This window comes from Neobacillus vireti (assembly GCF_001026695.1).
In the GTDB taxonomy this organism is placed as follows: domain Bacteria; phylum Bacillota; class Bacilli; order Bacillales; family Cytobacillaceae; genus Neobacillus; species Neobacillus vireti.
This window is the reverse complement of the sequence record NZ_LDNB01000014.1, coordinates 139,558-151,723: the sequence shown is the minus strand read 5'-3', so window position 1 is coordinate 151,723 and position 12,166 is coordinate 139,558. Positions and strand designations below refer to the sequence as shown.

At 41.7% G+C, this 12,166-nt stretch carries 7 protein-coding genes; 3 read left to right on the top strand and 4 right to left on the bottom strand.

The features are described 5' to 3' along the window. Positions 1 to 12: 12 nt before the first annotated feature. The gene (locus AA980_RS18155) at positions 13 to 648 is read right to left on the bottom strand and encodes a GDSL-type esterase/lipase family protein (protein WP_024026780.1); all 636 of its coding nucleotides are present in this window, start codon (positions 646 to 648) and stop codon (positions 13 to 15) included. Positions 649 to 924: 276 nt separating this feature from the next. Here AA980_RS18155 and AA980_RS18150 point away from each other — a divergent pair, with 276 nt between their 5' ends. Then, the gene (locus AA980_RS18150; RefSeq protein WP_024026781.1) at positions 925 to 1,452 is read left to right on the top strand and encodes an alpha/beta hydrolase; all 528 of its coding nucleotides are present in this window, start codon (positions 925 to 927) and stop codon (positions 1,450 to 1,452) included. 262 nt (positions 1,453 to 1,714) lie between these two features. Further along, positions 1,715 to 1,870: a hypothetical protein gene (locus AA980_RS27290; RefSeq protein WP_156351156.1), complete on the top strand. Its 156-nt coding sequence runs from the start codon at positions 1,715 to 1,717 to the stop codon at positions 1,868 to 1,870. Positions 1,871 to 1,975: 105 nt separating this feature from the next. Here AA980_RS27290 and AA980_RS18145 read toward each other — a convergent pair whose 3' ends face one another. Together AA980_RS18145 and AA980_RS18140 are read right to left on the bottom strand one after the other, a co-directional pair. Further along, a complete protein-coding gene (locus AA980_RS18145; protein WP_024026782.1) occupies positions 1,976 to 4,291 on the bottom strand; it encodes a xanthine dehydrogenase family protein molybdopterin-binding subunit in 2,316 nt (771 codons plus the stop codon). A gap of 118 nt (positions 4,292 to 4,409) precedes the next feature. Further along, positions 4,410 to 5,516 carry a lactonase family protein gene (locus tag AA980_RS18140; protein ID WP_024026783.1) on the bottom strand — a complete coding sequence of 369 codons (1,107 nt, stop codon included), beginning with the start codon at positions 5,514 to 5,516 and terminating at the stop codon, positions 4,410 to 4,412. Between the two features lie 456 nt (positions 5,517 to 5,972). Here AA980_RS18140 and AA980_RS18135 point away from each other — a divergent pair, with 456 nt between their 5' ends. Next, entirely contained in the window at positions 5,973 to 6,923 is a 951-nt protein-coding gene (locus AA980_RS18135; RefSeq protein ID WP_047771851.1) for a C40 family peptidase, read from the top strand. Positions 6,924 to 7,126: 203 nt separating this feature from the next. Here AA980_RS18135 and AA980_RS18130 read toward each other — a convergent pair whose 3' ends face one another. Continuing rightward, positions 7,127 to 12,055 carry a bifunctional 2',3'-cyclic-nucleotide 2'-phosphodiesterase/3'-nucleotidase gene (locus AA980_RS18130; RefSeq protein WP_024026785.1) on the bottom strand — a complete coding sequence of 1,643 codons (4,929 nt, stop codon included), beginning with the start codon at positions 12,053 to 12,055 and terminating at the stop codon, positions 7,127 to 7,129. Between the last annotated feature and the right edge of the window lie 111 nt (positions 12,056 to 12,166).

The following is a 12,166-nucleotide window of genomic DNA, read 5'->3' as shown; positions in this document are numbered from 1 at the left end:
CAGCCTTTAGCCCTATAATGGGGCATATCCGAGCCTACTAAAAGCTAATGCCATTTGATAGTATCCCCTACTATTAGGATGGACTCCTCCTGATGATAATAAAACTTTTTCATTCCCCTTAAATACACTATAGATATCAGCTACTTTAACATTCAATTCCCGACCAAAACTGTTAATCAATGAATTAAACGCTCTAATCGCCTCATCTGCTATAGGAATATCGATAATTGGATTGTATAAATTCATTAACCGTAAAATATATTTATCTTGTTTGTCTAGATGGTGAATTTTTTCTAATATTTTTGAGAAGTTATTCCCTGATTGTTTAATAGCCTGGGATATACTTTCTTCGTTTTTATTTATAATAAATCCTTTAGCAGCGTTTATTAAATCATCCCCTCCAGCTGTTATCGTGATGATATTTGCACAATTTACAGCTTCCGTAACAATCGGGGCATTGAGCATAGATAACACATCCTTTGTCGTAGCTCCTGACCATGCAAATTTTTGCAAATAAATACGCTTTTTTAAAATTTTCTGGCTAAGATATCTGTAATTTCCAACAAATCCAGGGTCCAAAACCGGAATACCGATACCCACAGTAAGGGAATCGCCTATCGCAAGATAACGTAAATGATTGAAATCCATAATTCACCTCATCTAAATAGTTATATTCTTATACTATTCAGTAAAAGATGAATGGAGATTTTAAATCTTTACCGCTCTAAATACTCGATACCCTAATTTCTCCCCATAAGTAACTAGTAACCTTTGATGGGCTTCAATAACTTTATCAACCTCTGGATTTACATTTTCAAATTTTATATTTCCTGCGATTATTTCAATTATCATCAAATTCATACTATTCTAATGCCTACCCCTGTAACCTTTTAGCCTCCTAAATCAAATTATCGTTGTTGGGTCATGCAAATTGGCGAAGTTAACCGAATATATTCAATGCTAATTCCGATTTTCGAAGCGTGGAAACGAGCAGATGCGCGCTTTGCTCAAACCTACTGCCCCTGGAGTTTACTGTCGCAGAAACCACCGCTGCCAGAGAGTTATCTGCTCGGTGCTCCCGAGGCCGTCTTCCATAACCCCTTCGGCGAAGGTTCCTTCGGCCGCGAAGTATTGCAAGAGTACGTTTCAACCTATTACAATCCGGGCCGCGTGCATGGTATCTGCGAGGAATATCGAGCTGCAGCGACGATCGATGTCGAACACGACCGCGAGGACAAAGAAGCGTCGAAAAAAATTGAGTGTCCGATGCTGCACCTGTGGGCGGAGGGCGGCTGGCTTGACACTTACTATGCAAAAGACGGCGGTCCGCTCGGCATATGGCGGCAATGGGCTCCGAAAGTGCAAGGGCAGGCGATAAAGGGTGGCCACTTCTTCCCAGAAGAGAATCCTGACGACAAGGCGGTTCTCGTGAAGCTGTTCCTCTCCGCTTAATGAAAGATGGCAAAGAGAATTGAGATTGAAATGAAAAAGTGATAAGAAGATTAAAAAACGTCATTTTTACGATTAAAATGACGTTTTTTTGTATAAAATTTATTAATTTCCACCATGTTTTAATAACCGATTATCCCTCTACCTGTTTTCATACTCCTTTGACTCCTTGTACTTAAAATTAAATTCAAATTTTGTATAAATTTTAATTGATCTACTCATCATAATCAGGAACCATCTTAATATTAAAGGAGGTAATAGACAAATGAATAAAGACACTCAGAACAATATGATAAATTCTCAAGCAGTAAAAAACCAGCTTCATCAACTCGAGGAACAAAACGGTACTAATGAGAAAAATAAAAAGGGTAGTACGAATGAGATTCAACCAATTGCTACTGATGAAGGACTAACACAATAGTTTTTAGTGTATAAGTACATTTCCACCTTTTGTGGAAAATCTTTAAATTGAAATGGATATTGCCTAGTTGATTCCTCAGGATTGACTAGGTTATTTATGTTTTCTTTATTGCTTATCCTTTGCTTTCCAAATCAATTCCGGAATTAAGGGCAGATTATGAAGCGAAACACCAGCGGCAACGGACAATGCATTCCCGAGGGCCCCGGGCATTCCCATTAGCCCTAGTTCTCCTATTCCACGAGCTCCGTATGGGCCATCAATCGCTGGATTTTCAACAAAATCAACCAAGTAATTAGGATTCTCTCCATAGCGGAGCGGGCGATACGTCCGAAGCTGCGGATTCATAACTCTCCCTAAATCATCAAAATAAAATGTTTCTCTTCCGGCGAATGCCAGCCCCATACTCATTGCCCCCATAACCTGACCTAACGCTGTTTTTACATTCATCACCCTGCCAGCATCCACCACCGTCACAGCATTAACCAGTCGATACGTATAATCTTTACGATCAAATTCTACCTCTACTCCATAAGCCGCAACGGACCACTCTGGACCGGGCTTCCCAGCTCCAGTTTCGGGATTCAAATACGTTATGTGACGTAAAATATATTTTCCTCTACCAATAATTTGACCACCAATCGCGTTACCATTGGGATACTTATATCCATAACCAATATCTTTAAAATGGAGCCCAATGGATGGATCATCCCTTAAAAACACCCGACTATTTGCCACTTCTAAATCTTCTTTCGGTGCTCTCAGCACACATGAGGCCACTTCTTTTAATTGGTTAATCACATCTTCTGCGGCATTTAAGGTGGCCCTGCCTGCCATAAATGTTCCCCTGCTGGCAACGGTCTTCCAATGTTCCGGCATGGTCTGGGTATCAACTTCCATTCTGACATGAATTTTATCGACATCCATTTTAAGTCTCTCGGCAAGAATTTGAGCAAGCACAGTCTTAGTTCCCGTCCCAATTTCGATTAGGCCTGACATTAAATTGATACTACCGTCCCGATTAAATGTTAAAATAACACCTGAGGGAGCGTTGGCATCAATCGTTGACGTTTTCCAGCTGCAGCTTACGCCTTTTACTCTTACATAACGTTCATTTATCTGTTTAATCGGCCCTTCGTCCCACTTGATTAAATGTCTTACTTTCTCAATACAATGTGGTAAGTCACCTAGATTGCTTTTATTAAAAAGAACCCTTGTCGGTGATGTATTTCCTGGCCTAATGGCATTTAAAAACCTAAGTTGAAGCGGATCCATCTTCAGTTTTTGTGAAAGTAGGTCCAGCGTTCGTTCGATCACAAAGGAAAGCTCGGAATGGGAAAATCCTCTGTATGGTGAGGCATACGGATGATTGGTATACATACAGTACGAATCACACCAGACATTTTCCACATTGTAGGGTCCTGTGCAATCGACCGCCCCCGATCTCGTTACATCAATGGCTTTATCCGAATAAGCACCCCCATCCCACAAATAAAGAAGTTCCATAGCTTTAATTTTCCCGTTATGGTCAGCCCCAATTTTAACTGTTGCGTCTAAACCAATATGACATGGAGATGTAATAATATCTTCTTCTCGCGTATTAAAAACCTTTACGGGTCGGCCGCCAACAGCCTTCGATGCTAAGTAGGCAAGTATTTCAAGCTGAACGGGTGCTTTTCCACCGTAGCCTCCTCCAACAAACGGCGTGTGAACAACAATCTTCCCTATATCTTCACCAAAGAATTCAGATATCAGTGTTTTGACCATATAAGGTGCCTGAGATGAGGTCATAATATTGATGATTCCATCACGTGAAATCTCACAAGTTGAACATCTTGTTTCCATTGCGGCATGATCTGAAGGGGCAAAGGAATAGCTTGCTTCTACTGTTACCTCACTCTCAGACCATCCTTTTTCCATATCCCCCTTGCGAATTTTGGTAAGCGTTGCAATGTTTGTTCCCGGAACCGGGTGTGAATCTTCCTCCTTTTTATATTCGCCTAACCTCTCATGGACGAGAGGAGCATTCTTTTGGAACGCCTGTGTAGGTGAATTTACTACAGGTAACAATTCATAATTGACCTTAACCAAGTTAGCTGCTTTCTTAGCTTGTGAAGGTGTATCAGCAACAACTAATGCAACTGGTTCTCCGTGGTAACGGACCTTACCAACAGCAATTGGCGGGCGGTCGCGAATGGCCTCACCTGTAAGCGGATAATGTTCTCCTGTGATAATCGCCCTAACTCCTGGTATTTTTAGTGCTTCTGTCGTGTCAATCGAAGTGATCGTAGCGTGTCCATAGGGACTGATGACCTTTGTACAAGAAAGCATCCCAACTGATTGGTAATCATCTGTGTATTTCGCGTCTCCTGTCACTTTATCCCAAGCATCTTTACGAATGACACCTTTTCCAATTACATCCACGTCAATCCCTCCTAACCGTCGGGTTTTCATGAAACCTTTCCCATTAAATTAATATTCGTGTAAATAAAGATAAATACTGTGACGTTGAAATAAACCATATATAGTGAAGTTAATAAAATCAAAGAATAGCTAACCCTTGCGATCCAAGGTAAGGAAAGTTAGTCCAAGCAGCAACCTGCAACCTAACTAGACTTCCATCATCTTGAATGGAAAATACGGAGACTGTACCCTGATTTCCGTTAAGGGTGTAAAAATGCCGTCCATCTTTACTCACTCCAACATCCATCGGAAGCCCAGGAGATGTACCTGATGGTGTACTCGTAATATGCCTTACCACTGACAGTGCTCCATTGGGATCGATTCGGTAGGTGGAGATGGTGGCACTTAAGGTGTTGGTAACGTAGGCAAAACGTTCATCCCGCGTTGTTTCAACCCAGCAAGCGGTCTTATATCCATTTGGGACTGAGCCGCTAATCACATGAAGAATCCCGTCGTTGCTCATTGAATAGGATGACAGGGCATTTGAATCGGCTTCAGTAACTAAAAGGATTCCAGAGGACAGAAAATAAGCACCCAATGGTCCTTGACCATAAGAATCATTTACGATTGGCTCTGTAACCGTACCATTTTGATTTACATGGAATACACTGAGATGGTTTGAAGTAAGCTCGGATACAAGGATTTTACTACCATCACGAGTGAAGAGAACTTGAGCGGGCTGAGCATTGATAGTACTGAGAGAATGAGTGGATCCGGGGATAGGAGTAAGGCGTCCGTTATTATCTATGCGAAAACCAGAGATATTGGAGGCGAAATTGTTAGCTACATTCCCTACATTGGCAACATAGACAAGATTACCAAACACATCTACGGTATTAGGCTGAGCACCTCCTGATGGCTTCACATCCACGAGAACGGGTGCACCGCTGTCAGTAATGATAAAACTGCTGATACTATTGTCTCCTGCGTTCATTGCAAGCAGGAACCGTCCATCACGGGACAAAGTTAGGGCTCCTTGTGATGTAAGGGGATCGATACCATCGTTTGCCGTTGCCGTGGAGACTTCCTTTGTACCAGTACCTCTACCATAAGTTGGGTACGAACCCATAAAGGTGAGCATTCCATTCTTGTCCCTGGAAAAGGCAATAATTTGATTCATTGCTTCATTATTAGTCATAATGTAAACCATACTCGCATTCGCACGGAAATATTTGTTTATATGCATTTTATAACTTTCCTCCTTTTATAGTTTTATATGGTGCTTTTACCATTTCAATTCCCCAAATAATTGGTTTAAAGGATTATCGGACACTTATCCCACTGAGCTTTCTTCAGCAAAACGAGAATTTGGTAATCCCGAAACGAAAACGACTCTCCCTCCGCTTTTAGGTAATTGGGATGAGGCCCCTATTCCAAAAATAGGTAAATCCAACCGTCGTTATTGGAAGCGCTTACCACTATGATTTATTTAAACACTTCATTTGAAAAACACAAAAGTAATCTACATCTTTTTCACCTCATTAACTGATACTTCACGGAGCGAGGCAAAGGTATTAGCGGAAAGTTTTTCTTTCCTATTAAAACAATAAAAGAGAGGATGATAGTTACAGTGTTTTGGAGAAAACGATTTGTATTTGTATTACTTTTAGCAGGTGTGTTCTTTTTGTCAGCAAGCTGGGCAATGGCAAAAGACATAGAAACGGACAAGACGGACTTGACTGATACGTTTTACATTGATGTTTCCGTGGCAACTGTATGGACAAAACCTAATATTTTAAGAGAAGTCGACACCACTTCTGCCACTAATCCGGCTGATTTAAGAAAATGGACGACGAGCATGACGTATCAAGATAAACTCGGCCTTGTCGGAAAGCTGGAAACACAAGCCCTATATGGATCCAAAGTGACCGTTCTCGAAAGGCAAGGAGATTGGGTGAAGGTTGCGGTCCACAATCAATTTACTCCTAAAAGTGACGTAGGCTATCCAGGCTGGATGCCAGCAGCTCAATTAACGAAGGAAAAAAGCTATGAAAATCAGTTGCACCGCCCGTTTGCCTTAGTAACTTCGCCAACAGCTTGGTTATATAATGAAAAACACAAAAAAAACGAATTCCTTGAGCTTAGTTTCAATACCCGGCTGCCGGTTATGCAAGAATTCGAAAACGAAGTGTTAGTCGCTACACCAAGTCACGGCAAGAAATGGCTGAAAAAAGCAGATGTCACCGTCTATAATACTGAAGCAGATATTCCAGCCCCAACCGGAGAAGATATCGTTAATACCGGAAAAAAATTCTTGAATCTCCCTTATTTATGGGCTGGCACATCAGGATTCGGGTTTGATTGTTCGGGATTTACTTACACAATCTATCAAGCAAATGGTATTTTGATTCCAAGAGATTCCTCTGTGCAAGCCAAATACGGCACACCAGTTGATCGAAAAGACCTCCAACCAGGCGACCTGCTTTTCTTCGCCTACAATGAGGGTAAAGGAAGCGTTCACCATGTAGGCGTCTATATAGGTGATGGTAAAATGATCCACTCGCCTAACTCCTCAACCCACGTTCGCAACGATGATATTGAAGCCTCCGGATTTGGGAAAGAATATGCTGGTGCACGAAGATATGTGAAATAATATTAAACATCCACTCGGAGGCTACAAATAACCTGGTGGATGTTTTTTTATATTAGAATGTTGATCGGATGAAGCTGTCTTCAGAGAACTTTGTCAAAGTTATCTAAACCTAATTGAATCTATCGTTTCCTAATGGAAAAAAGCCCTTTCTCGCTTGCATAACGAGAAAGGGCCTTGCTCAATGAATTTTTCAAATTACCCTGCTATTTAATCCATGCACCGTCTGCTCCAAGTTTATACCCTTGAACGATCGTGTTTGCTGCCATTTTTCCATTTGTGTAGAGATAGTACCATTTTCCGCCTGTCAATACCCAGCCTGTTTTCATGATGCCATTGTTGTCCATGAAATACCAGTTGCCGCCGGATAGTACCCATGAAGTAGCAGCCATAGCACCATTTTTACCTAAGTAGTACCATTTATTTTTGTCCAACAGCCATTCATTTTCGAGCATTTTCCCATCATGGCCAAGGTAATACCATTTTCCACCGGATAAAACCCATGCTTTCGTTACCATAGCTCCATCGGCACCTAAGTAATACCATTTCACGCCTGATTGAACCCATGCTTTTGTTACCATAGCTCCATCAGCACCTAAGTAATACCATTTTGCTCCCGATTGAACCCACGCTTTTGTTACCATGGCTCCATCAGTACCTAAGTAATACCATTTCGCGCCGGTTTGAACCCACGCTTTTGTTGCCATGGCTCCATCGGCACCTAGGTAGTACCACTTCGCTCCGGTTTGAACCCACGCTCTTGTTACCATGGCTCCATCGGCACCTAAGTAGTACCACTTCTCTTTGTCCTTTAACCAGCCTGTTTTGGCCACATCATTGTCGTAGAAATACCATTTGCCGTTTTCCAGTTTCCAACCTTGTTTAGCTGGCTGCTCAACGACTTTAGCACTTACAGTGACTTCTGTTGCAGCACTTGTGTTTCCTGCCGCATCTGTTGCCGTTACGGAAATCTTTACGCCTGCTTTTTGCTTGGCAATCTTGATTTCAAACTTGCCTGCTGAATCTGCAGTCGCTTGGCCGATTTCCTTTCCATCAACAATTGCTATTACTGTCGAGCCTGCTTCAGCTGTACCAGTAAGAACCTCGTCCGCATCCGTAACACCATTTACTTGCGGTGCTGCTGGTGCTGTTGCGTCGCTGACGGTTACTTCTGTTGCGATACTTACGTTTCCAGCTGCATCTGTCGCTGTTACCGTGATAATGGTTCCTGCTGCTTGCTTCGCAATAGTGACGGCAAATTTGCCTTCTGCATCAGCAACCGCAGTACCTAGTTCTTTATCGCCCGCTTTCGCCACTACTTTTGCTCCTGCTTCAGAAGTTCCGGTGATGACAACATCCGCATCAGTTACCGGATTTACGACCGGTGCTGCTGGTGCTGCGACTGTCACTTTGAACGTACCTTTATTACCGAGTGTATCAGTAATGTCTAAAGTGATCTCTGTACCGACAGCTTGTTTACCAATTTCCACTTCAAATTTACCTGTAGCATCAGCTGTGACTTCGTCGAATTTCTTCTCGCCAATGGACACAACAATCTTTGCCCCTGGGCTCGTTTGTCCGCGTAAAATCGAATCAAATTGCGACACTTGAACAATTGGGGTTTTTACAACATCTCTTAAAATTCTTCCCTCAATAACTGGGGCTATTGGTTTAATAGCCGATTGTTCTTTTACATAGTTAAAAATTGCTTTAAAATCAGTTGTCCCGGTTACTCTTTCTTTACCTTCTTTAAGGATGGTAAAGCCGTCTCCGCCATCTGCCATAAAGTTATTTACCGTAACCGTATACTCGCCTTTAGGGTCAACTTCCGTACCATCTGGAAGATAAATATCTAACACTCTATTTCCAATCGGCAGTTTACTTGTCCAAGTATATTTCAATCCGGAAATCTGCATAATCTTCGACCCAGAATCAGCCCATTGTTGGTTGAGTAAGATTCTTACTTGGTCACCAGTTAATTTCATCGTAACAATATCGTTGCCAAACGGCTGAATAGCAAATAGATCGCCCCAAGTAATTGGACCTGGCTTTTTGATATCATCACGGATACCGCCTGAATTCATAAAGGCGAATTGCGTTCCGGTATTCGCGCGCATGCCATCGGCAATGAGGTTGCCCAGTGCCGATTCGCCGGCTGAACTAGTAGAACGGCTAATCGCAGTAGCGGCTTCCCCTACTACTTCACTTGTGATTGGTTGAATATATTCTAGATATTCATCAAGCTTTGCTTTCGTTTTAATATCAAGATGTTCTTTGTTTTGCACCGTTCTTACGATTTTGGCCTCTTTTGCCACGATATCCTGTGTAACTGGATCAATTGTTAAATCAACATCTGAAAAAGCTGTTCCGTACGAATACGATTGAAGCAGTAATTTTCCATTTACAGTTGAATTCAAATACGCATGGTTGTGGCCGCCAAAAATTACGTCAACTTCATCATCAACCTTTTTTGCAAACTCAACCACCTTTCCAGTCGGGTTCGAGCCATTCGTAGATGAGCTTCCAGCTTCATGGGCAAGAACCACGATGGCCTTAATGCCTTTTGCTTTAAGTTCGGCCGTATATTTATTAATGGCCTCGACTTCATCGGTGAACTTCACTCCGGCTACACCGCTAGGCGTAACAATCGTAGGAGTTTCCGTTGTCACGACTCCTATAAAACCAATTTTGACTCCGTCTACTTCCTTGATGACGTATGGAGGTAAAATAAGCTGGTTTGTTTTTTCATCGACAACGTTCGCTACCGTGTATCGGAAACTCGCACCTTCAAAGGGACCGAATTTATCAACGGTCTTAGGATGGCTTCCCCCGTTGATGAGACGCATCATTTCGGTAACGCCCTGATCAAATTCATGGTTACCAACAGTCCCAACATCAAAACCAAGTTCATTTAAGAAGCGAATAGTCGGTTCTTCCTGCATTAATGCTGATACCGGACGGCTGGCTCCAACCGCATCGCCGGCATGAACCTTTAACGTATGGGAAGGGTTTGTTGCTTCTTTTTCTTTCAAATATCCTGCTAAATATTCAATACCGCCCACTGGCTGTCCACTAACCGTTGTCGAATAATCCAATTGTCCATGAAGATCATTGATACCCAATAGTTTCACATGGACATTTTGATCTAATTCATAGAGCTGATATCCCGGCCGAATCGTTGATGGACCAAGATCCTTAAGATTTGGTGCTGAAGATAAATAGGCTTTTGCATCTGGAGAAGAGTTGAAAACTAATTTAGCCACACCGCCAACAGGAGCAATCTTCCAGTTATTATCCGCAACAGCATTGACTACTTTCTTTTCTTTAATATAATCCATCAATACTTCGCGGTTTTCGAGCAATGAATCAAGAACCAGCTTTGCGTCAGCACCTGTACCAGGATAGTTCCCTGTGCCGCCAGCACGGTGGTTATTAGTTGCTAGAATAAATACTTGATCATCTTTGACAGGTGTTCCATCCATCATCGTTAAATTGATAATCCGATGTTCCTGAGAAGAAGTTCTCACACCATTCCTTGTATATCGGGCCTCTTTTGTTACATCAATTTGGTATTTAAGACCGTCAATCACATCATAATTGTAAGGAGTGAAACCGTTATCGAGTAAATCTTGATTGCCTTCTTTGTTTGGGTCAATTTTATTGAATGCTGCCGCACACAATTCTAACCACTCTCTTACTTGGGCACCTGTTAATTGAAGGGCCTTAAGCGTATTATTATAGATATAAAGGTCATTCGCACTTTTAATAGAGATATCACCTTTAGGGATATTCGTATAACTTGATCCGCCTTTAAATGGAGCCGCAGCGGAAATGACCGGTATATCTTTCAAGTCCGAACGATGCTCGGCAATATATTTCTTTACAAAGTCAGTCTGTGCCTCATTAATAAGTTGAAGCGCCGGGTCATCAATTACCCGTGAAAAAAACGTATTTAATGGAGCCGGAGTTTCCCCAAGCTTGCCACGTACATAATCTAGGGTAGCTTCATGCTCATGTTTTACTGCATTGACAATCTCGTCAACTGCAGTTGTTGCAGCGGTAACAGGGCGGTTAACGGATTTTGAATTCGCTCTGTCAGCCTTCCATGTTCCATCTGCTTGTTGAACCAATTCTAAATCGAGAACACCTAGGTTATTTCCCCAATAACCTGCTTCAACAGCGGGTGTATTGTTAATATGTCCTTTTTCATTATCAATTCCCTTTTTACCATTAAAAGAAGAGCCAGGGAAATTCGTATGAGAATGTCCAAAAAGCATGGCATCAATGCCGTCGACTTTCGTTAAGTCGAAAACAGCATTTTCCGCCGCTTCTTTTCCTTCTGAAGCAATGTCACAGCCAGAATGAGCGATAGCAACAATGACGTCAGCGCCCTTTGCCTTCATTTCTGGGATAAACTTGTTTGCGGTTTTAACAATGTCTTTAATAATCAGTTTTCCTTCAACTTTATCTCGATCCCATTGCATAATTTGCGGAGGAGCAAAGCCGATAACCCCTACTTTAACTGTTTGTTCTTGACCATTTTTATCCTTGATTTTTTTATCAATGATTTCATATGGCGTAAAGTAGTTTTTATCGTTATCCGGATTTCCGTCCTTATCATCAATATAAATGTTAGCGTTTACAATCGGAAATGCAGCATTTGCTAGCGCCGTGTCAAGAAAGTCTAAACCAAAGTTAAATTCATGATTACCGACAATCGCAGCATCATATTTTAATAGATTCATAGCTTTAAACATCGGGTGTGTATCTGCTTTGGTGATTGGCTTCACTTTTGCCACATAATCAGCCATCGGGTTACCTTGAAGCGTGTCACCTGCATCAAACAGCATGGAGTTTTCCGTTGGAACCTCTGATCTTGCCTGGCCAATCAAGCTCGCTGTTTTGGATAGACCATAGTTGAGACCTACACCGGTATCCTGATAATAATCGTAGGACATAATGTTATTATGTAGGTCCGTTGTTTCTAAGATACGAAGAGTCGCCGTGTTTCCTGCTGTTTCTGCATTAGCCACTCCAGGGCTAAATGAGAAAGGGATCATACTTGCTGCGAGAGTTAAAGCGAGAGAACTTTTAAAGATTTTACTACGAATGTTTCTTATAATTTTTCTATTCAACTTTTTCCCACCTTTCAAGAGTTTATGATCTTTCAAATCTATTGTACAAGCCTTCAGATAATAATGATAGAAATTTCATAAAATTTTACACAATTTTAAAATTTTATAATA